At 62.0% G+C, this 22,537-nt stretch carries 16 protein-coding genes; 10 read left to right on the forward strand and 6 right to left on the reverse strand.

Features of this window, described 5'->3' with window-relative positions; translation table 11 throughout:
• Positions 1 to 33: 33 nt before the first annotated feature.
• The 6 genes from LB513_RS01195 (at position 34) to LB513_RS01220 (ending at position 6,752) form a co-directional block, all read left to right on the forward strand.
• Positions 34 to 816 (forward strand): DeoR/GlpR family DNA-binding transcription regulator, encoded by a 783-nt coding sequence (locus LB513_RS01195; RefSeq protein ID WP_224661616.1) that lies wholly within the window; start codon positions 34 to 36, stop codon positions 814 to 816.
• The gene (locus tag LB513_RS01200; protein WP_224661617.1) at positions 813 to 2,192 is read left to right on the forward strand and encodes an FGGY-family carbohydrate kinase; all 1,380 of its coding nucleotides are present in this window, start codon (positions 813 to 815) and stop codon (positions 2,190 to 2,192) included. The genes LB513_RS01195 and LB513_RS01200 overlap by 4 nt, the downstream gene beginning before the upstream one ends.
• Complete coding sequence (locus LB513_RS01205) at positions 2,189 to 3,733, forward strand: sugar ABC transporter ATP-binding protein (protein ID WP_224661618.1); 1,545 nt, start codon at positions 2,189 to 2,191, stop codon at positions 3,731 to 3,733. The genes LB513_RS01200 and LB513_RS01205 overlap by 4 nt, the downstream gene beginning before the upstream one ends.
• The gene (locus LB513_RS01210) at positions 3,730 to 4,731 is read left to right on the forward strand and encodes an ABC transporter permease subunit (RefSeq protein WP_224661619.1); all 1,002 of its coding nucleotides are present in this window, start codon (positions 3,730 to 3,732) and stop codon (positions 4,729 to 4,731) included. Before LB513_RS01205 ends, LB513_RS01210 begins: the two co-directional genes overlap by 4 nt.
• A gap of 82 nt (positions 4,732 to 4,813) precedes the next feature.
• Positions 4,814 to 5,752, forward strand: coding sequence for an ABC transporter substrate-binding protein (locus LB513_RS01215; RefSeq protein WP_224661620.1), 939 nt, complete (start codon positions 4,814 to 4,816; stop codon positions 5,750 to 5,752).
• Between the two features lie 100 nt (positions 5,753 to 5,852).
• Positions 5,853 to 6,752 carry a sugar phosphate isomerase/epimerase family protein gene (locus LB513_RS01220; protein ID WP_224661621.1) on the forward strand — a complete coding sequence of 300 codons (900 nt, stop codon included), beginning with the start codon at positions 5,853 to 5,855 and terminating at the stop codon, positions 6,750 to 6,752.
• A 200-nt stretch (positions 6,753 to 6,952) separates the two neighbouring features.
• Here the strand turns inward: LB513_RS01220 and LB513_RS01225 are convergent, their stop codons facing one another.
• The gene (locus LB513_RS01225; protein ID WP_224661622.1) at positions 6,953 to 8,062 is read right to left on the reverse strand and encodes a helix-turn-helix transcriptional regulator; all 1,110 of its coding nucleotides are present in this window, start codon (positions 8,060 to 8,062) and stop codon (positions 6,953 to 6,955) included.
• Between the two features lie 250 nt (positions 8,063 to 8,312).
• On the opposite strand from LB513_RS01225, the gene LB513_RS01230 reads away from it, so the two are divergent.
• Both LB513_RS01230 and LB513_RS01235 read left to right on the forward strand, forming a co-directional pair.
• Entirely contained in the window at positions 8,313 to 9,806 is a 1,494-nt protein-coding gene (locus LB513_RS01230; RefSeq protein WP_224661623.1) for a hypothetical protein, read from the forward strand.
• Complete coding sequence (locus LB513_RS01235; RefSeq protein ID WP_224661624.1) at positions 9,803 to 10,906, forward strand: glycosyltransferase family 4 protein; 1,104 nt, start codon at positions 9,803 to 9,805, stop codon at positions 10,904 to 10,906. Before LB513_RS01230 ends, LB513_RS01235 begins: the two co-directional genes overlap by 4 nt.
• Here LB513_RS01235 and asnB read toward each other — a convergent pair.
• The 4 genes from asnB to LB513_RS01255 all read right to left on the reverse strand — a co-directional run bounded on the left by asnB (position 10,879) and on the right by LB513_RS01255 (position 17,414).
• Positions 10,879 to 12,810, reverse strand: coding sequence for an asparagine synthase (glutamine-hydrolyzing) (gene asnB / locus LB513_RS01240; protein WP_224661625.1), 1,932 nt, complete (start codon positions 12,808 to 12,810; stop codon positions 10,879 to 10,881). The two genes, LB513_RS01235 and asnB, sit on opposite strands and share 28 nt — an antisense overlap.
• Positions 12,811 to 12,825: 15 nt before the next feature.
• Positions 12,826 to 14,064 (reverse strand): glycosyltransferase family 4 protein, encoded by a 1,239-nt coding sequence (locus LB513_RS01245; RefSeq protein WP_224661626.1) that lies wholly within the window; start codon positions 14,062 to 14,064, stop codon positions 12,826 to 12,828.
• Entirely contained in the window at positions 14,045 to 15,358 is a 1,314-nt protein-coding gene (locus LB513_RS01250; RefSeq protein WP_224661627.1) for a nucleotide sugar dehydrogenase, read from the reverse strand. Before LB513_RS01250 ends, LB513_RS01245 begins: the two co-directional genes overlap by 20 nt.
• A 91-nt stretch (positions 15,359 to 15,449) precedes the next feature.
• Complete coding sequence (locus LB513_RS01255) at positions 15,450 to 17,414, reverse strand: heparinase II/III family protein (protein ID WP_224661628.1); 1,965 nt, start codon at positions 17,412 to 17,414, stop codon at positions 15,450 to 15,452.
• Positions 17,415 to 17,717: 303 nt separating this feature from the next.
• Here LB513_RS01255 and LB513_RS01260 point away from each other — a divergent pair, with 303 nt between their 5' ends.
• Positions 17,718 to 18,860, forward strand: a complete 1,143-nt coding sequence (locus LB513_RS01260) for a glycoside hydrolase family 5 protein (protein ID WP_224661629.1) — start codon at positions 17,718 to 17,720, stop codon at positions 18,858 to 18,860.
• A gap of 46 nt (positions 18,861 to 18,906) precedes the next feature.
• On the opposite strand, the gene LB513_RS01265 is transcribed toward LB513_RS01260, so the two are convergent.
• A complete protein-coding gene (locus tag LB513_RS01265; RefSeq protein WP_224661630.1) occupies positions 18,907 to 20,127 on the reverse strand; it encodes a GNAT family N-acetyltransferase in 1,221 nt (406 codons plus the stop codon).
• Positions 20,128 to 20,465: 338 nt separating this feature from the next.
• Between LB513_RS01265 and LB513_RS01270 the strand changes: the two genes are divergently transcribed.
• Positions 20,466 to 22,448, forward strand: a complete 1,983-nt coding sequence (locus tag LB513_RS01270) for an acyltransferase family protein (protein WP_224661631.1) — start codon at positions 20,466 to 20,468, stop codon at positions 22,446 to 22,448.
• Positions 22,449 to 22,537 lie beyond the last annotated feature (89 nt).

Here is a 22,537-nt window from a genome sequence, read left to right on the forward strand (position 1 = left end):
CATTGTCCATCGACTGTCCTGGGAGGAAAACGGTTGAACGACTCTGGCCGCCAACGTCAGATCGTCGAGCTCTTGCGGGATCGGCCATTCGCATCGGTGCGAGAGCTGCAGGAGCGGCTTGGCGTGTCAGCGGCGACGGTCCGGCGCGACATCGACAAGATCGACGAAGCCGGCGAGGCACGGAAAGTCTATGGCGGTATCTCGGCGCTTGATGGCGCCGCGCAAGGCGGCGTCGCCTATGCCCGGCCCTATGACGAGAACCGTGATCTGGCGGTCGAGGCCAAGCGGCAGATCGCGGCCCTCGCCGCGACCATGGTGCGCGACGGCGACGCGGTCATCGTGCATGGCGGTTCGACCTGCTTCCATCTCGGCGTCAAGCTGGCAGACCGCAACATCAGGCTTTACACCAACTCGATGCCGCTCGCGGCTTATCTCAGCGACCAGGGCCATTGCAGCCTGACGGTCGCCGGCGGCGATCTTTACCGGGAACCTGGGATCATTCATTCGCTGAGCCAGGCGGCGCCGTTCTACGGCTCGAAATTCTTCCTTGGCGCGCAAGGCATCGGCCAGGAGGGCTTGCTGGAATCGCATCCGCTGCTGGTCCGCTCGATCGCCGAACTCAGCCTCTGGGCCGACCAGATCGTGGTGTTGGCCGACAGCCGTAAACTGTCGATCCACGCGCGTAACGTGGCATTGCCGCTGTCGCGGATCGGCACGCTTGTCACCGATGACGGCCTGTCCGACGCTGACGCGCACATGCTTGAGGACGCCGGCGTCACTGTGCGGATCGCCACTTCCGCGGGGGGCACGCATTGACCGTAGCCGTCCTCGATTTCGGCAAGACCAATTCGAAGCTGTTCGTCTTCGGCCAGGACGGGCGGATCCTCGACGAGCGCCGCACACAACCGAACTGGGTCCGCAAATGCGGCTTCAGCGTGCTCGATGAGGCGGCCCTTCACGACTGGGCCGCTCGCGCCATCGATGACATGGTCAATACCCATGGCATTGACGGGCTGATGGTTTCGGGCCATGGCTGCACCTTCGCACTAATCGACGATACCGCACTGACGCACCCGATCCTCGACTACGAACAGGAGCCGCCTGTCGCGATCGCCACGCAAATCGATCGCCGCATTCCGGATTTTGCGGAGACTTTTTCGCCGCGCCTGCCGCTTGGCTTCAACTACGGCCGCCATATGTTGTGGCTGCAGGAGGTCAAGCCCGACGCCTTCACGGCAGCGAAATCGATCCTCGGCTACCCCCAATATTGGAGCTGGCGCTTCGGCGGCCGGCCGGTCTCGGAAGTGTCCTATCTTGGCTGCCACTCGCATCTGTGGACGCCGCGCAAACGCGATTTCAGTTCACTGGTGGACAATGAGGGCTGGCGCGGCCGGATGCCGGCCTTCGAGCGGGCCGGCACCGTGATCGGCGAGCAGCGCTTCGGGCAGTCCAGGCGACCGGTCGCCATCCATAATGGCGTCCATGACTCGAATGCTGCACTCCATGCCTACCGTCGGCAGCAACTGGGCCCGGTGACCGTGGTTTCGACGGGCACCTGGGTCGTTGTCCTCAATCCGGACTGCCCTCTCGATGCGCTCGACGGCACCCGCGACATGCTGGTCAATGTCGATGTGGATGGTGGTCCGGTACCGACCATCCGCTTCATGGGCGGACGCGAGTTCGCAACGATCTGCGCCGGCTGGCAGGGCGAGATCGCGCCTTCCCTGTTACAAGGTGTGATCGACGCGGGCATCATGGCGCTGCCGAGTTACGCGCCCGGCGGCCCGATGCCACAGCATCGTGGCGAACTGGTCGGCCGCACACCTAGCGTCGAGGAAAGCGCGGCCGTGGCGCTGCTTTATGTGGCGCTGATGGTCGATCTGTGTCTCGATCTGATCCATTCCGATAATACGGTGATCGTCGATGGCGGCCTGAACAATGGCGGGTTGCTTGCCTCGCTGCTGGCGCAACTGCGACCGGCGCAGGCTTTCCTGCAAGGCGCGACGCTTGAGGGCAGTGCTACCGGTGCGGCGGCGCTTGCCTTCGAAAGCACTGGACGGGTGTTTGCCGCCGACGCGCCGGAGCCGGTGCATGCCGCCGACTTTATCGGCCTTGCCGGCTACCGCATCGACTGGCGCGGTCTCGCCGCAGAGCGGCGCGCGCCAAGAGCAGCCGCGGGAGGCGCCCGATGAGCGCGGCGGCCCAGATCAAAACGGCCAGTCGACCGGTGCTGGAAATGCGCCGAATCTCCAAGACCTTCGGTGCAATCCGCGCCTTGCAGGATGTATCGCTAACCGTCCATGCCGGCGAACTGCACGCATTGATGGGGGAGAACGGCGCCGGCAAGTCGACCCTGATGAAGGTTCTGTCGGGCGCCTACAAGCCCGATCCCGGAGGCGAGATCCTGATCGACGGAACACCCGTCGCCACCGGCGATCCGGTCAAGGCGCGGGCCCAGGGCATCGCAGTCATTTATCAGGAGCTGTCTTTGGCGCCCAATCTGACGGTCGCGCAGAACATCTTTCTCGGCAACGAGCCGCGACGGTTCGGCATCATTGATCGTGAGCAGTGCAACCGGCGCGCCACCGAGATCATCGCGCGGCTCGGCGTAAGCTTCTCGGCGCGCACATCCGTTGCCAGCCTGTCGCTTGGCGAACGCCAGCTGGTCGAGATCGCCCGCGCGCTGTCGACCAATGCCCGCATCATCGTCATGGACGAGCCCACCACGTCCCTGACTTCGCGCGAGACCGACCGGCTGTTCGAGGTGATCACGACGCTGAAATCGCAAGGCATCGCCATCATCTACATCAGCCATCGCATGGAAGAGGTCTACCAACTCGCGGACCGCGTCAGCGTATTACGCGACAGCGGCTATGTCGGCACGCTGGATCGCGCCGACCTGAACGCTTCGCGCCTGGTGTCGATGATGGTCGGGCGCGATCTGTCGACTTTCTACAAGAAGGACCATCGCCTGCCGGAAGCGACGCGCGGCGTCGCGTTGTCGGTGCGCGGAATGTCGGATGGCAATCTCATCACGAATTGCTCCTTCGAACTTCACAAGGGCGAGGTGTTGGCATTGGCCGGACTGGTCGGATCGGGTCGCACCGAACTGGCAAGGCTGATCTTCGGCGCCGACCGGCGCAAAGCCGGCACGCTCGAACTCGGCGGCAAGCCGATAACAATCGATTCGCCGCGTGAGGCGCTCGAAGCCGGCATCGCCTACCTGACCGAGGATCGCAAACAGCTTGGCCTGTTCCCCGACATGTCGATCTCGGACAACATCAGCATGGGCGTACTGGCCAAGGATGCGACGGCGGGCGGTTTGCGCAACTTCGCCGCCGCCGAAAGGCGCGCCGGCAAGGCGGTCTCCGACCTCTCCATCCGCACTGGCTCGGTGCAGGCCAATACCGGCTCGCTGTCGGGCGGCAACCAGCAGAAGGTGCTGCTCGCCCGCCTGCTGGAAACCGAGCCGCAGGTCGTCATACTCGACGAGCCAACTCGCGGCGTCGACGTCGGTGCGAAGTCGGAGATCTACCGGCTGATCGACAATTTGGCCAAGAAAGGCATCGCGATCCTGATGATCTCCAGCGAATTGCCGGAGGTGATCGGTATCGCCGACCGAGTGCTGGTGATGCGCGACGGCACCATCGCCGGCGAGGTGACAGCGTCGGACGGAGAACCGTTGCGCCAGGAAGCGATCATGGAACTTGCGACGGGAGCGGCTCAGCGATGACCGACAAGGCAACTCAAACGATAAAAGAGGACGGCCGGGCAGTCGGAACAAGCAGAAGGTGGCGCACCGCCTTCGCCGCCCTCGGCATGCTGCCGATCCTGGTCCTGCTGGCCGTCGGCTTCCAGTTCATGAACCCGCGCTTTTTCACGCAGACCAATTTGCTGATCGTCATGCAGCAATCGTCGATCAACATCGTGCTGGCGGCGGGCATGACATTCGTCATCCTGACCGGCGGCATCGACCTGTCGGTGGGTTCGATTCTTGCCGCCTCGGCGATGGTTGCGGTGATGGTGTCGCTGGTGCCCGATTGGGGATTGTTGGGCGTGCCGGCGGCCATTCTCGTGGGTCTCGGCTTCGGCCTCATCAATGGATTGCTGATAGCCTATATCAAGCTGCCGCCCTTCATCGTCACGCTGGGTTCGCTGACCGCGGTGCGCGGCGTGGCCCGCCTGCTCGGCCAGGACACCACGGTATTCAACTCGGACCTGCCATTCGACTTCATCGGCAATGGGTCGCTGTTCGGCGTCCCGTGGCTGGTCATCATCGCGCTGGCGGTCGTCGTGCTCTCCTGGCTGGTGCTCAAGCGTACTGTGCTGGGCACCTGGATCTATGCCGTCGGCGGCAATGCCGAGGCGGCACGCCTGACCGGCATCAAGGTGCCGCTGGTGCTGCTCTTCGTCTATGGCGCTTCCGGCCTTCTTGCCGGCCTTGGCGGCGCCATGTCGGCGGCGCGGCTCTACGCCGCCAACGGGCTGCAACTCGGACAATCCTACGAGTTGGATGCGATCGCAGCGGTCATCCTCGGCGGCACCAGCTTCGTCGGCGGCGTCGGGTCGATCTGGGGCACGCTGATCGGCGGTCTGATCATCGCGGTGCTTTCCAACGGGCTCATCCTCGCCGGTGTTTCGGACATCTGGCAGTACATCATCAAGGGATTGGTCATCATCGTGGCGGTCGCCCTCGACCGCTACAGGCTCCAGACTGGAGCGAGAACGTGATGGCCCTTAGTCGCCGGCAAAGCAGCCGGTTTCATGTGTAACGCACCGTGAGAGGCGCGGGGCAACTGGAGGAAAACAGACAATGAAGACCATCGCTAAACTGCTCTGCGGCGTCGCCATTACGGCCGCCATTATCGCACCGGCTTCGGCCAAGGACCTGAACAAGGTCGGCATCTCGGTCGGCCTGCTCGGCAACCCGTTCTTCGTCGCCACCATCAAGGGCATCGAGGATGCAGCCAAGAAGATCAACCCGAACGTCCAGGTGACGTCCGTATCGGCCGATTACGACCTGAACAAGCAGGTTTCGCAGGTCGATTCCTTCATTGCCGCCGGCGTCGATGTCATAATGCTCAACGCCGTTGATGCCAAGGCGATCGCGCCAGCGGTGAAGAAAGCGCAGGCGGCCGGCGTCATCGTCGCCGCATTCGACGTCTCGGCGCCTGGCGCCGACGTCACCGTGATGACCAACAACGTCAAGGCCGGCGAAGAGGCTTGCCAGTACCTGGTCGACCATACCGACGGCAAGGGAAACTACGTCATCCTCAACGGGCCGGCATCCTCCTCGATCCTGGAGCGGGTCAAGGGCTGCAAGAACGTGCTTTCAAAGCATCCCGACATCAAGATCCTCTCCGACGATCAGAATGCTGAAGGTTCGCGCGACGGCGGCCTGAAGGTGTTCCAGTCTCTGCTGACCCGCTTCGACAAGATCGACGCGGTGTTCGCGATCAATGACCCGACGGCTATCGGCGCGGAGCTTGCCGCAAAGCAGCTCAACCGCTCCGAGTTCATCTTCACCGCGGTTGACGGCGCGCCCGACATCGAAAAGGAACTCGCTTCCGGCAAGTCGATGATCAAGGCCTCGGCTTCGCAAGATCCCTATGTGATGGCTGGGCAATCGCTGACGATGGCGGCCGATCTGCTTGCCGGCAAGAAGCCGGCCGAGGCAACCGTTCTGCTCGACCCGAAACTGATCACGGCCGAGAACCTGAAGGACTACAAGGGGTGGACCGCCGCTCGCTGAAGCCTCCCAAGGCTGGTGAGGCCGGGATGACCGGCCTCACCATTTTTGCTTTCCGGCCCCGGATTTATCCCCGTTGCCTCTTCAATCGTCGGAGACGATCATGTCGCGTATCGGAATTCACTCCTTCGTATGGTCTGCGGGATCGTCGCAGAGCGAGCTCGAACGGACGCTGGCCAACACCAGGGAGGCGGGGTTCGACCTGATCGAATTCTCCTACCTCGACCCCGCCAATGTCGACATTGACGGTCTGGCCAAGCGTATTGCCGATCTCGGCCTTGGCGTCGCGATCAGCATTGGACTGCCTGCCGACGGGGACATATCCAGCGACGACAGTGCGGTCGCCGCGCGAGGGGTTGGGATCCTCAACGAAACGATCGCGCTGACCCGCGATCTCGGTGGCCAGAAGGTCGCCGGAATCCTGAGCACCAGCCATGGCTTGCAGAAGCAGGCGCCGACGCGCGACCAGTGGAAGCGCAGCGCCGGCACGCTTGCCGAAGTCGCGGAGACGGCAAAGGCGGCCGGAGTCACGCTCAACCTCGAAATCGTCAACCGCTTCGAAAGCAACCTGCTCAACACCGCCGCCCAAGGCATGGCCTTCATCGAGGACACGGGCTCCGACAACATCTTCCTGCATCTCGACACCTTCCACATGAACATCGAGGAGGCGGACGCCGCATTGGCCATCCGCAACGCGGCAAGTAAAATCGGATACGTCCATATCGGCGAGAGTCATCGGGGCTTCCTCGGCACAGGCAGCATCGATTTTGCGGCGATCTTCGATGCGCTGACCGCCATCGGCTACGGCGACGACCTTAGCTTCGAATCTTTTTCATCGGAGATCGTCGACGAGAAGCTGTCGAAGACTACCGCCATCTGGCGCAATTTGTGGGCAGACAATATGGAGCTTGCCAAACATGCGCGCCGCTTCATTGGCCTGGGACTGGAAACCGCGCGGCTCAAGGCGGAGCTTGTCTCTGCATCGCAGAGGCCGGACTCCTGAATGGCGGAAAGCCAGAATGAGCGAGCTTCCGATTGGCCGAACAGTTAGTCGGGCGACTTTCCGCAGGACACTTGGATAGGCCCCCTTCTGTTGCCGCTACAGGAATTCCAGGAAAATTGAGAAGCGGTTTTCCGTCTGGACGTTGCATCGAAGGCAGTTCGCCGTTCGATGAAACGGTGAACTCCTCTAACTTTTTGCGATCAGCTGGCGGAATTGGTGATCGGGCCGGCAGATTTCAAAAGCGCGACCAACTCCATTTGCCGGTGGGTGCCGGTCTTTGCAAATATTCTCTCGAGGTAGGTGCGAGCGGTTTTGACGGTTACATCACCGGCCGAAGCGGCTTCAGCCAGTGACGATCCGGTCGCGAGTACGGCGGCAATCCTCGCCTCGGACGGCGTCAGATCAAACAGGCCATGCAGAACGCTCGGTGGAAGCATGGCACCCTGCAAATGGACCGCGGTGACGGTGACCAGGATTCGCGCTCCGGAAAAGATATCGTGGACCGCCCCCATGACCGGCATCAGATGGACGACGAAAGGTGGATTATCTCCTACGCGCGGAACTGGGATCGAGCCAACGCCGGTGTAAGTGCCTGAACGCAGATCCGCTATCGCTTGCTGATAAAGCGCGTCGGCCGGCCGGTCGAGGATCGATATTCCGCCGAAGGCGGCGGGGCGGAATACCGGCGATAAGGCCTCCAGCAAACCATTGGCGGCAAGGACCTGCCCTGAACTGGACAGCATCGCCGCAGGCAGGCCGATCGCTTCCAGCGCGGAAACAGATGCTCTGGCGCGCTCCAATCCGAGCCGCGCAGACATCAGTCCGGCTCGTGCCAGATGAGGCCTGAGCGCTTGCAGCGCGGCAACTGCTTTGGGCTTGTGCCGGCCATCTCCTAGGCTTCGCTCGAAGGTGAAGCTGACGACTTCACCAGTCAGCATCGGCAGGACGGTGGTGATCTGCTCGCCCAGCCCAAGGCTGCGCAGAACCAGATGCACACTGTCGCGTTCGATCTGCTCTGGCTCCAGGAAGTCATTAAGATAAAGGAACTCCGAAAATGCCCCCGGCGGTGGAGTGGAAAACAGTTTCGGTACGCGCTCGCTGCGCCGCCAAAGATCCGTGGTCGTGAATTCATGCAATGCGGCTTCAGTACGGGCCGTGGTCTTGTAACGAGGCGGTTGGTCCTCTCCCGCAAACACCAGCACCGCCGCCGACGCCGAGCCCGACATGGCGGCCACGCCATCCAACACCGCTGGCCACTGATCCGGGACAAAAGCGGCCTCGTAGATCTTGTCGGCGAGATCGGCGAGCATTGTCGCATGACTCTTTCGGGGACTTGTCGTCTCGTCGGTTCCTTGCCGCGCTCGACGACAGGGACTTACCGGCGTGGTCAAGATGCCATGCTCGAATTTGAGGTCAACCCTAGAGTGTGTCATTCGACTGATGACAGTAACTGACGGCCGCCCCGCCCATAATTGCGGACCAGCCCCCGCTCAACCCATTAAGCGGTGTTTAGGACAGTTCGCATATTCGTCTCATGGGTCGACTGATGCGGTGATGCCGATGGGCACGATTGACATAATGGTGCCGAAAAACGACGTGCGTGGCGTACACCGGCTGGTGGTGACGCGGCTTTCCGAAAAGGGTCACGACGTTGCGCTCGTTGGCGTCGATGCCCCGGCGCAACCTCGGACACTCGACACCATTCTTGCTTTCGAACGAAGGATGTTGCGCCTTCCGGGAGATGATCTCGCCAGGCGCCTAGAGGGCGCAACGCTGAGGACAGCCCGGCCTGAAGCCGAATTGCGCATTAATATGTCGGGAGCCGCGCTGGATGTCGCATCGCCCGCTTTGCAGCCGGGTTTTGTCGGTGGAGCTGGTGTCGCCTGGGCGGCGCAGCAACTGATGGTGGGAAGGCTTCCAAATATTGAAGTCATGCTTGACGGTGATAAATGCATTGCACGCGCGGCTCCCATGGTCGACAGCCGTGTTTCCGTCGCTCGTGGTCTCAATGACCTCCTGGCGCGGACCGTCACGCTTCTGGTGGATACGACTGACAAATATCTGAAAGGCGAGAAGAGCCAGCGGGGCTTACCGCTCGCAGGACCTTCGAAGGCTGCATGCCCCACTAACGGGCGGCTCATAGGCTACTATCTCGTTTCCGTATTGCCGCGTTTGCTTCTCGGGGCTGTCACGAGGTTTGCTTTTCGGGTCAGCCGCTGGAGCGTCAGCTACCGTTTTCGTGACGGCGACACTGTTGCAGCGACTGGCATCCTGGCTGGAAAATCCTGGCGGGAGCTTCCCGACGGCGGCGACAGGTTCTACGCCGATCCATTCGCTTTCGAATGGCAGGGGCGACATTTCATCTTTGTGGAGGACTTTCGTCACAAGGACAGCAAGGCCGTCATATCCGTGGCCGAGGTTTTCCGAGAGGGCGCACCAACAGTGCCGCGCAAAGTCCTGGAAGAGCCTTATCATCTGTCCTATCCGCAGGTGTTCAGTCATGGCGGCGAGATATGGATGCTGCCGGAAGGCGGGTCGGGCGGCAATCTGGTCCTCTACCGGGCCGAATCCTTTCCGGATCGCTGGGTCAAACATTCAATCCTGATTCGGGACCGCGAGCTTTTCGACGCGACATTGCTGCAGCATGCAGGGCGATTCTGGCTTTTTGCCACCGAGCGCGACGGTCACGGCAGCGCGTCCGACACGCTCGTCGTCTATCACGCACCGTTCCTGGAAGGCCCTTGGGCCCCGCATATGAGCAACCCCATAAGAATTGACCGCGCCGCAGCCCGCCCTGGCGGAAGCTTCGTCAGTGTGGGGGACCGCATCGTGTTGCCCCTGCAGGACGGGACGGGCGGTTACGGCAGCGGCCTTGGACTTTCCGATCTTGTCCAACTCGACGAACAAACTGTGTATCTGACGCGGCCGGTGCCAATTCTATCAGAGGGGAAAAACCCCTACCCGGAAATCCATACGCTCAACAGCAATGATCATCTCGAGGTTTGCGACTTTATCGCACCTCTTCCTCGTCTGGGGCTTCGCAGGTTCGGATGAACGGGGTGCATCAGATCCGTGTCCTTTGCATCGTGCCACGCGGCTTGGCCGGCCGCGGCGGCATCGAGACGCTGTTCTTGCATTTCGACGAGCAATTGCGCTTGCAGGCCGACACCGGCCTCCACATGGAGTTTCTGGCCTCTCGCGGCGATGCCTCCGGCGCGGGGTGGGTTTTTCACTTCCCGTTCGCTCTGATCCGCTACGCCTGGCTGCTGGCGACCCGACGCTATGACATCGTCCACCTCAATGCGGCGACCGACGCATCCGCCTGGCGCAAGTCACTGATGCAGCAAATCGCCCGGCTTTTCGGCGTCGCCACGGTCGTGCATGTCCATGGATCGGCTTTTCCTAAGCCTGGCGTTCCAAGGCGGGCATGGGTGAGCATCCTGGCGCGCGTCTTTGAACGAGCGGATGCGATTATCGTGCTTGGCGGCTTTTGGCGCGACTTCGTCGCCGGTTTCTACGGCATGCCGCGCGAGCGCTTCGAGGTGATCGCGAACGGTGTTGCCGATTTCGCACCGGATGCACCGCAACCGCGCGCCGAGGACGCTCCGGTACGGTTGCTGTTTGCCGGGAACCTGACAGACGCAAAGGGCGCCAACGTCCTCTTGCAGGCGCTGGCCTTGCTGCCGGCCAGCCTCCCGCAATGGCAGGCGACCTTCGTTGGCGCCGGAGATGTAAGCCGATTCCGGGACCGCGCGTTACAGGCAGGAATCTCCCGCCATGTGGAATTTGCCGGCTGGGTCTCGCGCGACACAATACTGCCGCTCTACAGGCAAGCCGACATCGTGATCCTGCCGTCGCGAAACGAGGTTTTGCCGGTGTCTCTCCTCGAAGGCGCGTGCGCGGGAGCGGCCCTCGTCGCCACTCCTGTCGGTTCTGTGCCCGACGTGCTGATCGAGGACGGGAACGGACTGACGGTAAAGCCCGACGATCCTGAGGGCCTTGCGGATGCCCTGGCCCAATTGATTGGCGACCGGACACGGCTTGCACGCTTCCGCGCCGCTTCGCGACAGATCTATCTTTCGCGCTTTCGGATCGAAGACATGGTCGAGGGCATGCGTGCCGTCTATCAGAAGGCGTTGGCCGCACGCCGGTAGTCGGCTCGCCCTTGTGGGGCAGCCTCCTCGATCGTCGGCCGGAAAATCCTGAAGAACTGCTCCAGATTGGCCAGCGCCCAAAGAATCTTCTCGTGGTTATGCACGCCGTCGAGATGTTCTTTCATCAGGCGGTCGATTTCGCGTGGGTTGCAGACCTGGCGCACCGCCGCGTCGCCGCTTTGCAACAGGTCGCGAAGCTGATCGGACATGCCTGCGCGGAACCAGTGCTCCACCGGCACGCGAAAGCCGACCTTCTTGCGTCCGATGATCTCCTTGGGAAGCAGATTATCGGCCAGAGCCCGCAGCACCCGCTTTCCCTTCGGCGCCCCTGTCAGGAACGCGTCTGGGAAACGCGCGACAAGTTCCGCCAAACCCACGTCCATGAAGGGCATGCGTCCTTCAATCGATCCGGCCATCATCATGCGGTCGCCGCGCTCGAGGAGGTTGTCCGGGAGCCATGATGTCTGGTCGAAATGCAGCATCCGCTTGAGTGCGCTGCTTGCTCCACTCGAAGCGAAGGGCAGACCATCGATCTCGCGTGACTGCGGCAGCCCAGCATAGAGGGCTGCCGCCTGGCCGCCATCGGCGCCGCCGAACCACGCCACCATACGGGCCTCAGTGTCGCGAATACCCGCGACGCCGGCAAGGACCTTCAGCCTGCGCGCCGAGTAGGGTAGCGCACGAGCGCCCGGTGCAACCAGGGCGTCGTGCAACGCGCTCGGCACGAGGCCTTGGTATCTGGACACCCAGGGCTCGGCGCGATGCTTGGGATAGCCGCCCAGCAGTTCGTCCGCGCCCTCGCCGGTCAGCACCATCTTGACCGTGCGGCTTGCCATCCTCGACAGGAGAAGGACCGCGAGGTCGGAAGGTTCCGAGACCGGGGCGCCGCGCCTGAGTACGGCTTCCTCCCACACCGACGTGAAAGCGTCCATGCCGACGACCAGCTCATTATGATCGGTGCCGAAGGCCGCCGCCACCTGACCGGCATAGGGCAGTTCGGACGCGCCCGGTACGTCGAAACCCACCGAAAAGGTCGCCACGGGGCGTCCCATGTGCCGGCTCATCAGCGCGACGATCACCGAGGAATCCAGGCCACCGGAAAGATAGGCGCCGAACGGCGCATCGGAGCGCAATCTCAACCGAACCGCCTCGTCCAGTTTTTCGCCAAACAGGGTCACGGCTTCATCAAATCGATCGATGTCGGGGGCGGTCCGGGAAAACGGGGTGGTGAAATAGCGAACCGTGCGCAGCCTCTCGCCTTTGATCTCCATGAAACTTCCAGGCGGAACCTTGGAAATGCCCCGGAAGAAGGTGGCTGGTCCCGGCACGTACCGATAGCTCAGGAATTCGCGCAAAGAATCCTGGTCCAGCCTGTCGTCGATCCCGCCGAATCTGCGCAGTGGCTCGATCTCTGAGGCAAAAACATGAGCCCCTTCGCTTTTCGCAACGAAGAGCGGCTTCTTGCCGAAAGGATCGCGGCCGGCGAACAGGCAGTCCGATTCGGAGTCCCACAACAGGAATGCGAACATACCGTTGAGCCGCGGCAGGCAGTCCTCTCCCCAGGCCCGCCAAGCCTCGATCAGGACCTCGGTGTCGCCTTGGGTGACGAAACGATGGCCAAGGGCGAGGAGTTCGGCGCGCAGCTCGATATAGTTGTAGATCTCGCCATTGTAGACAATGATGAAGCGGCCGTCGTGCGAATGCATCGGCTGCGGGCTGCCCTCGATGTCCAGGATCGAAAGCCTGCGATGTCCAAGCCCTACCTGCCATTGCCGATCGTGACTCTGAGCCAGGAAGGTCCCGCGTCCGTCGGGACCACGGTGCGCCAGGAGATCGGTCGATCTATCCAGCCTGTCGGTCAATTCCAGGCGCGACCCGGCGTGAAACCCGAAGATGCCGCACATAATGAATCCTGGTCCTTAGCCGCGAGGAGCTGGTTCTTGCACAACGGAACTCCGACGCCGTTCTCCAAACACTGCGTCATAGGCGGCCAGCAGCTTCGGCGCTTCATGGCTCCATGCCAATTCGGTGCTCACGCGCTGGCGTCCCTTTTCGCCCATGAGCCGGCACCTTTCAGGATCATCGAGCAATTGCGCGATCTTGTCTCCGAAATCGGACGGCTCGGTGCAGACGGCATAGAGCGACGAGTCGCGAGCGGAAAACCGGCCCTCCCGCAGATCATACTGAACGATCGGCTTTCCGAGCGCCATGTATTCCATGATCTTGTTCATGGTCGACTTGTCGTTCATTGCCGAAGGCCGGTCGGGATTGACGCAGACATCGGCCGTAGACAGCGCGGAGAACAGGATCTCGTCCGGGCATCGGCCGGTGAAGGTCACATAGTCGCCAAAACCGCGCTCGACGGTTTCCTTCATGATGTTGCCGAGTTCCGGCCCGCCGCCGCAGATGACGAACTGTATGTCCTTGCGATGCTTGACGTTCACCAGATGGTCAATGGAGTCGAGCAACAGATCCAGGCCTTCCTGCTTGCCGATCACGCCAACGTAACCGACGACGAAGCTGCGACCGTTTTTCCATTTCGGATCGGGCGGCATGAGGCGCACCCGGTCCAGATTTGGCCCCGAGCGGACGATGTGTACCTTGTCGGGAGCCATGCCGCCACGGGTGATAGCGATGTCGCGATAGCTTTCGTTGGTCGCTATCGACAGGTCGGCGGTGCGGAACGAGAGGCGCTCCAGCCACAGCATCAGTTTCCAGCCGAAGTCACGGCGGCCGAATTTTGCTTCGTAGAGTTCCGGGTTGATGTCGTGATGGTCGAACACGAACTTCTTGCCCATAAGCCGGTAGAAGAAGCCGATCAGGAAGATCGTATCGGGCGGATTGCAGGCATGGACGACATCGAAGCCGCGCTGCCACGCGACCTTCAGGGAAAGCAAGAATTCCCAAAACAGCGCGGCGCTGTACTCCAGAGCGTAGCCGAGCGCGCCTTCGGCATCGAAGGGCAAGGGGTGCCGGTAGATGTGGACACCGTCGATGACCTCATACGAGGCCGTAGCGCCTTTGCCCTTCGGACAAATGACCGAGACTTCATAGCCGGCCTTGACCAGCGTGGTCGCTTCCGACCAAACCCGCCGATCGAAGGGGACGGGCAGGTTCTCGACGATGATGAGAACGCGCCTACCAGTTGATGCCGTCATAGGTCCCCGCAATTCTGCCGACGTTGGGAAGGCGCGCCATGTCAAGCAGGACCTGGTCCGGCCGCAACTTCTCGACGACCGCTTCATATTCGGGCGAACGGCTGGTCGCCACGACAACTTCGGAATGCTCTATCAGGTCCTCGATCGCCGGGACCATCAGTTGCGTGACATGCGGTATGGCGTTCATCAAATACTGCTTGTTCGCGCCGACGAGCCTGGCCAGCGAGACGTTCTGATCGAACACGCGGATATCGCAGCCTTTGCCGATGAGACGCTCGATCAACTCCAGATATGGGCTTTCGCGCAAATCGTCGGTGCCGGCCTTGAAGGAGAAGCCGAGAAACCCGATGCTGCGCTTGTTTTGCGACAGAACCCAGTCGAGAGCGCGTTCGATCTGCTGCTTGTTCGAGGGTATCAGGGATTTGAGCAGCGGCGCCTCGACGTCGTTGAGAGCCGCATAGGCATTGATGGCCCGCACGTCCTTGGGCAGGCACGAACCACCGAACGCATAGCCGGGAAGCAGATAGGCTTCGGAAATATTCAACTTGGTGTCGGCGAAAAAGACCCGCATCAGCTCATGGCTGTCGACGCCGGCGGCCTTGCAGATGTTGCCGATCTCGTTGCCGAAAGCGACCTTGAGAGCATGCCAGGTGTTGTCGGTATACTTGACCAGTTCGGACAGCCTTGGCTCGGTCACGATCAATCGCCCGGGCAGGCCCCTGTAGAGTTCGATCAGGCGCTCGCGGGTCAAATCGTCATTGGTCCCGATAACCGTTTTGGCTGGACTGTTATAGTCGGCGACGGCCGAGCCTTCGCGCATGAATTCCGGATTGGAAGCCGTCCCGAAGCCCTCGCCGGCCTTTTTGCCCGAGGTTTCCTGCAATGCCGGCACGACGATATCCGAGAGAGTGCCCGGAAGCACCGTCGAGCGCAGGACCACAGAATGGAAACTGTTCTTGGCCGCAAGCGCGGCGCCGATCTGGCGCGCCACGGCTTCCACCGCCGACAGGTCGAGCGAGCCGTTTGGACGCGATGGCGTGCCGACGCACAGAAGCGATACATCGCTGCCCATCACCGCCTCTTCGGTCGAAAGCGTGGCTTTCAAGCGGCCCGATGCCACATTGGCGGCAATGAGTTCGGCGATGTCTTTCTCGACGATCGGGCTCTTGCCCGAATTGATCAGATCGACCTTGGACGCGTTGACGTCGCAGCCGATGACCTCATGGCCGGACTCGGCCAGACAGGCCGCGCAGACGGCGCCAACATACCCAAGTCCGAAAACGGAAACCCTCATGACCGATCAACCGCCCTGTTGCGTTGTTCGCCAGATAACCGAGGTTTCCGGCTTTATGATTGGGGGGCAACCTAGGCGTGACAGGTAAAGTTCAGGTTAGCGGATTGATGAGGATTGAGCTTCGCCAAAGCGTCTCGCTGGCCGGCGCGCGAAACACCACGGTCGTGGTTTCCTGCAGAACCCCAAAGCCCGGCGAATGCAAGCCGCGTCCCGTTACGGCATCCGCCCGCACAGCTTCGATCCGGGCGCCGTTCGGGGCAAGGAGGGTGACCACCGGCCGATCCTGCCGGCACACGACCGCGCTTTGGCCCTCGATGGTTACAGTGAGGTCCGGGGCAAGCAGGAAGGCGATCTCGACGTTGCCCGAAGGGGATGCTCCCTTCAGACTATCCGTGATCTCGAAGCCATTGGATGTTTCGGTCAAGGCTCGATGATGCACGACGCCGAAGCGACGCGCATACCCATCGTGCGACGCCGCAACATTCAACTGTGGCGAGGCCGAGGCGGACTCCAGCGTCGCGCGGGCGCGCCTCGGCATCCAGTTGAAGGCGCCCGACGGTTCACTCTGGCTGACGCCGTCGATCGTGAGCGTGTTGTGAACGGCGCTGACGCGGAAGCGTCCCCGGTTTGCGCCCTCGCCATTGTAAAGATAGGTTCCTGCGTCGACGATGACCGGCAACCCGTCGAGCGACAGCCAGATGGCAAGCGCGTCGGCATGGCCATGCGCGGCCAGGGCGCCAAAGCCCAATGGTCCGTGATCGAAGACCATGTGCACGGTGCGGCCGGCGATCGCACCCCGCCTGACGCTATAGCCGCCATGAGGGAATGTGACGGTGCCTTCAGCCGGCGTTTTGCCGTTGGCCGGCGAGGCAAACACCACGTCACGCCAATGCGGATCGCGTATCGGCGGCGACAGGTCCGGCCGGTCCACGGCACCGGCCACGGCCGCGGCGATCGAGGCCGTGTAACGCGGCTCCTCGGAACCGAACGCCAACAGAACCCGGCTTTGATCGTCGTCTCCGATCGATGGCGTGTTGCCTTCCTTGTCCAGAAAGGCACAGAGCGCCTCGGCCGCCTTTGCCAGGCGGTCGCGTATTTCTGGTCCGAGCGAGTCTTGTCCCAGGGCGCCGAACCCGACAAGCAGCATTTCCAGCGTGAAGGCGCTGTAGGCGGGGGACTGCTCGCGTCCAATGCCATCTTCGTGGAAGAGAGCGAGGGCCCGGTCCTCCAGGTGCATCTTGCCGCTGGCAAGCCACGCAGATGCATCGGCATGACCGGGCAGCATCCGAGCGGCCAGAACGAGTCCCATGGCCTCCGCGACAAGATGATTGTTGGCCGAGGAATAAAGCGACGGAAACCGCGCCAGCCAGGTGGCGTGGAAATTGACGAAAGCTCCCAGCCGCTCGGCTGTCGTCGCATCGACCCATGGATCGAGAGCCGCGACGATGCACGAGAGCGACGCCAGCCTGTATCCCAGCTCGATGCCGGAATACCAGTTTATGCCTCGGCCGGGCAGGTTTGCATCCATCCATGAATGGAGTGAACCGATGATGTTGGCGGCGAGCTCCGCGTCGAGCGTCCTGCGGGCATTGATCGCGGGAGCGACAAGGAAATGCAGCCGGTTTGCCTCGGCCACGTATTTGAAGTCCCCTTTCGCGGTGTCGAACCGAAAATCGGTATCGAATGCCGATCGCTCCGTGCCCGGCCAGTTTGCGCCGGATACGGGATCGAGGCGCCAGATCACCGGATCCACGGACCCCGAAGCATCCAGCATGGATGCCGGCCATTGACGGTTCAGCAGGGTCAGCTTGCCGGAACGGAACGTGTCCGCGGCGACCTGAAGCTGGCGCGCGATGGCCGGGGGCAAATCCGCCTGGAACAGCGGCTCGAACATTGGCAGCACCGCGGGTCGCGTCCCGGCCATGACAAAATCAGGCCAGCCGCGATGCTCCCGGCCGGCGCGCATGCGCGCCAGTTGCTCGCGAATTCGATGCCGGATCTCGCCGCGTTCCATCACGGCGAGCCGTCGCGCATACCAGACTAATCGGTCCAACATGCCAGCGCTTTAGCAAGACGCCATTTCGTTGTGATTAACGGCGATGCCGATCAAAACGCGCTCCTCGATCTATCCGCCGCTAACCTTAATGCGCATCTCCGCGCGCGTCTGGTCGTCGCCAGGCAGGCCGTGCCCTATGCTATGAAGCATACTATCGATGTTGAAAGCTCGCCCGTCATGCCTCTATCGCGCCGTCAATTTCTCGCAGCCTCGGCCACGGTGCTCGGGACAGCCCCAGCCCGCGCCGCGGCTCTACCGGCGCCGAACGCGCCGGCGTTTCGCCGCGGCGGAGCCATACACAGAATGATGAATTGGGGCGCGCTGCGCGAGGATGATCCGCAGCGCTATCTGTCGCGCCCTTTCGAACAGCCGCGCAACGCTTTTCCCGCCGCGCTGATGCGCGATTTCGCTGCATCCGGTTTCGACTTCGTCCGCCTCACTTTGGATGTCGGTCCTTTCATCCAGTTGCAAGGCGGCGACAAGCAGGCGCTCGAGCAGAAACTGCTCGACAATATCGGCCTGTTTCACGAACTGGGGCTCGGCGTGATTGTGGATTGCCACCCCGTGGAACAGGTGCCGCTCTATTCGGCGCAGTCGATCCTTGAGAACCTGGAATCTCCGCTGTTTGACCAATACACCGCCATGATCTCGCGGCTGGCATCCCTGCTTGCAGGCGTCCGCTCAGGCCGGGTGGCCTTGGAGCTGATGAACGAGCCGGTGGTGAGGGACGCCAGCCACCGAACCCAGGTCTTCGTATGGGGAGCAGCGCAGTTGGTGCTCCACGACGCGGCGCGGCGGGCGGCCGCGGATCTTCCTCTCCTTCTGACGGGCGCCGATTATGGCGGGGTCAGCGGGCTAGACGATCTCGATCCCTCGCCTTTCCTTGACAGCAACACACTGTTTTCTTTCCACTATTATTTGCCGCTCGCCTTCACGCATCAGGGTCTCGACCTCGGCATGGAGGACGCTCCGGCCGCGCCCTATGTGGTGGACCTTCCCTATCCCTATGACGCGGTTCCACCCGACGAACTTGCCGCGAGGATAGATGCCCGCATCGCTTCCGACACCGCTCTCGATGCCTCCGCCAGGGCGAAAGCCCGTGCCCACGCGCATCGCATCCTGGATGGCTTCCTATCGGATGGCTGGGACCGCGACCTGGTTCAACGGGACATGGATCGGGTGGCAGGCTGGGCCGACAGCAACAAGATCGACCGACATCGCATCGTAATGGGCGAATGCGGTGCGACCGGGCGAAACGCTCGCTTCACCGGTGCGGAACCCGTCTACCGCCGCCGCTGGCTGTCCGATGTGACAGGACTGGCGCAGGCGCGGGGCTTCGGCTGGTCGGTCTGGGAGATCAACACTCCCGAATTCGGAATCCAGCGTTCCGACGACCCGGATCGGATCGATCCCGAGATTGCAACGGCATTGGGAATGTCGGCCTGACCGTCGACCTTTCCGGATTCGGCAACATCCGGTCAAAATCAGGAGTTCACTCGGCGCTCACGGGCACACGGCGCGACAGTGTGTCTTGCGCCGCTTTCAGGTGCCGCCAAAGCGCCGGGTTCTGGCGCGCCAGGTCCATTGTGGCCCTGCACAGCCGGATCGCTGCGACCGTGGCGGTCCCAAGCGGCGACAGCGCCAGGTAAGAATCCTGCAGCTCATGCACGACATCACACCAGCGCGATTTGAAATCTTCCCGGCCCACTCCCAAATCGTAGGCGGTCATGCCACGCTCGCAGCTCTCCTCGACATGACGGTAGGTGAGCAACTGACCGGGGCTGAATTGCGCCAGTTCGTCCTTGGCGAAGGTGATGAAATAGACATTCATGCGGCCGCGATAAATGGCCGAGCCCGCAACCGCGCGCGTCTTGCCGCCGACGGAAAGCTCGGCCAGCTCCAGCAGGGGCTCAGGCATGTGCCTTGAGCGCTTCAGCAGTTCGCGGAAGAAATCCCTAACGCCGGGCGCGGCGAAGCTGTTGGGACGGCCCTGCTCGGCGAGCCGCAAGGCTTTCTGCTCGGCAAAGAAATCGAGCGCGGCTTCGGCGCGGACGGGATCGCTGAGTGTCCCGGATTGCAGGACGCCAGCCTCGCTCATTTTGCGCTGTTTGGACTTGAGCTTGCGCCGGCATGCGCTACGCGTGCTGCGATCCAGGACAGGTTCGAAGCCGTTTGCGAGGCTGAACGAGTACCCCTCCGTGGGCGAAGGGCTGTGCGTCAGCGCCGCCAATGGCTGGCCCACGCCGTCGTGGCATTTCGGCATTCTTCTCAGCACTGCGCAATCCGCGCCGCCGAGGGCCGGGCGAAGCAGGTTTTCGATCCCGGCGCGGCCCAGGCCGGCCACCACCGCGGCGGCTTCATGGCTCCACAGGCCGAAATTGTAGGCGGAGTGCTTTCCACCGATCCAGGTTGCAACACGCACAAGTCCGATCGTCCTGACCGCCAGGGGCAGGATGAAGGCAGGAGCGCCCCCGAGCCGGCCCAGCACGAGGACCGGCGAGGCTTTCTCATGCGGCAGGACATGCTGGATATAGGCATCGACCCAGTCGAAGCGCTGAAACACCGTTCCCACGCCGCTCGCCTCGAGATGGCGCCATTCCGCCTCGATATCCGCAGCTCTGGCGAACGCCTTGACCTCGAAACACGCAGCCGGCAGTTCGAACCGGACCGGCTGCGACATTGCACCGGTCGCGATGTTGGGCTGTGAGTTCATTCAACTGGCCTTCGGGGGCTCACACGGAATGTAGCAAGGAAATCTGGTGCGTGATGAAGCGGCTTCCTGATCGAACTTAATTCAACATGGCTTAAGGAAAGGTCTAGCGATCCCTTACAATTGGAATCTGACGCATCATAAGGGCCGAGAAGAGACCCTCATGGATCGGTCTCTGCATGTCACACTGCCGTGGTGTGTCGCCAATGGCGCACGATTGCTTTTCCGCAGAACTCTACAGGGCACATCTAACGTGAGGCGCTCCTTGTTCTGACCGGATGGCACGTATTTTGCGTAACCTGCCTCGGACCAGCCAATTCAATCATAACGAGGCTCACGCCGTGAATTTCCGCGAAGATATCAACGGCCTGCGCGCGATTGCAGTACTTTTTGTATTGTTGTTCCATTTTGGTGCACCGGGTTTCGGCGCGGGGTTCATAGGGGTCGACATCTTCTTCGTCATCTCAGGTTTCCTGATGACGCGGATAATCGTATCGGGCCTTGAGGCGGGAAGCTTCTCGATCCTGGGTTTTTATCGCGCGCGGCTCGTCCGTCTCTATCCTGCCCTCCTCGCAGTCGTCGTCGCCACCCTGGCGTTCGCTCTGGTGTTCGTCGAACCGAACGCGCTGGAAGGCATTGCGCGGGATGGCATTTCAGCCCTGCTCTTCGTTTCGAACATCGTCTTCTGGAAACAAGCCGGCTATTTCGGCGCGCCGGCCAGCACCATGTGGATGCTGCACACATGGTCGCTCTCGGTCGAATGGCAGTTCTACCTGATATACCCAATCGTGCTCGCGCTGGTTTTTCGCTTCGTGCCGAGCCGCGGAGGCCGTTTCGCAGTTCTGCTCGCCGGCTTCCTCCTCTCTCTGGTGTGTTCGGCAGCGCTGGGCATGTTCTTTCCCAACGACCGCCTGGTCTCCGCCGGATTTTACATGCTGCCGCCACGGGCTTGGGAAATGCTGGCAGGCGGGCTCATCCTGCTTTGGCCTGCGCGCATTGCTCAACACTCGGCCGGCGCAGCCAGGATCTTGGAGATCACCGGCATTGCCGCAGTCTTTTCGGGTCTCCTGTTGTTTTCGAAAGACACTCCGTGGCCTTCTTGTGCTGCATTGCTGCCCGTCACGGGTACCATGCTCGTGCTGATTGCCCGCACGCCTCGCTCCATTCTCGCCTTTGCGCCGCTGCAGTGGATCGGAACCTGGTCCTATTCGGTCTATCTCTGGCATTGGCCGATCGTCGCGGCCGTGGCTTACTTCGAAGCGTCGAGCTCGATGGTCGCTGCGACAGCGTTCATTCTCTCCCTGGTGGCCGGCTGGCTCTCCTATCGATGGATAGAACAACCTTGCCGCGCCTGGCTAAGTCGCCCGAACGGCGCGGCCCCAAAGCTCGGGAGGCCGATGGCTGCATTGGGTGCGGTCGCATTCGCTGTCATCGCTGCCGCGGCCGTGGTGATGGTCGACCATGGCATCCCGCAACGGGCAAATGTCGCGGCTGCCGCATACCAGGAGACATTGGCTGCGGCCGCCGACACCAAATTTCCCCGCGGCTGCGACGGGACCACGATCTTCGGAACCGCGTTGCGTCAATGCGAGTTGGGCAAGGCATCAGACCATTCCGACGTGCTGGTCATGGGCGATTCCTTCGCCCAGCCCTGGTATTCGCACGTGCTCATGTTGGATGCGGAACTCACCGACCATGCGGTGGTGTTTGTTACCAAGGGCGGATGCCCGCCAATCGCCGGCCTTGACCGCAAATCTCCGGGCTTCGGATGCTCGTCCTTCCATCGTCTGGCAATGGAGCAGGCACGCAGCAACCGGTATCACACTATCATCCTCGCAGGCATGTGGACTGCATATTTCACCAGGAGCGAGCCGAACTCGGTGATCTGCGGCAAGGACGGACGATGCCTGTCGACAGGTACCGACCCTGGCCTGTCGGCTGCGCTTGGCAGCATGGCGGATGAGATCGATGGCTTGCGTGCCTTGGGCAAGACGGTGGTCGTCTTGACGACAAGCCCCTACCCGAATTTCGACGTCCCTGTGGGACTGCGCCGGCGCATCTTCGCGGGAAACCCTCCTGCCGGCGACTGGCCGTTCAATTTCGGCGCCATCGTGGCCGGGTCGGAACCGGTCGACGCGGGTTTGCAGACATTTTCCAAGCTGGGCGCGAAAGTTGTCAACCTGGCAGACCTGCTTTGCCGCAACATGATCTGTCCAGCAATACGAGAAGGGGCGCCTTTATACAGAGATGCTGCCCACCTGCGCTCTAACTACACCGCCCTCGTCGGCGGCTTTCTCGATCCGCTGATCGGTGTCGCGCAGTAGATACGTCCTCTACTGGCGGGTTACGATCAAAGCCGACTTGAGGCCCCGGTCCTCCACAATGGCGAGGATCATAATCCCTGCAACGCCGA

The organism is Mesorhizobium sp. ES1-1, from assembly GCF_020164785.1.
Taxonomy (GTDB): domain Bacteria; phylum Pseudomonadota; class Alphaproteobacteria; order Rhizobiales; family Rhizobiaceae; genus Mesorhizobium.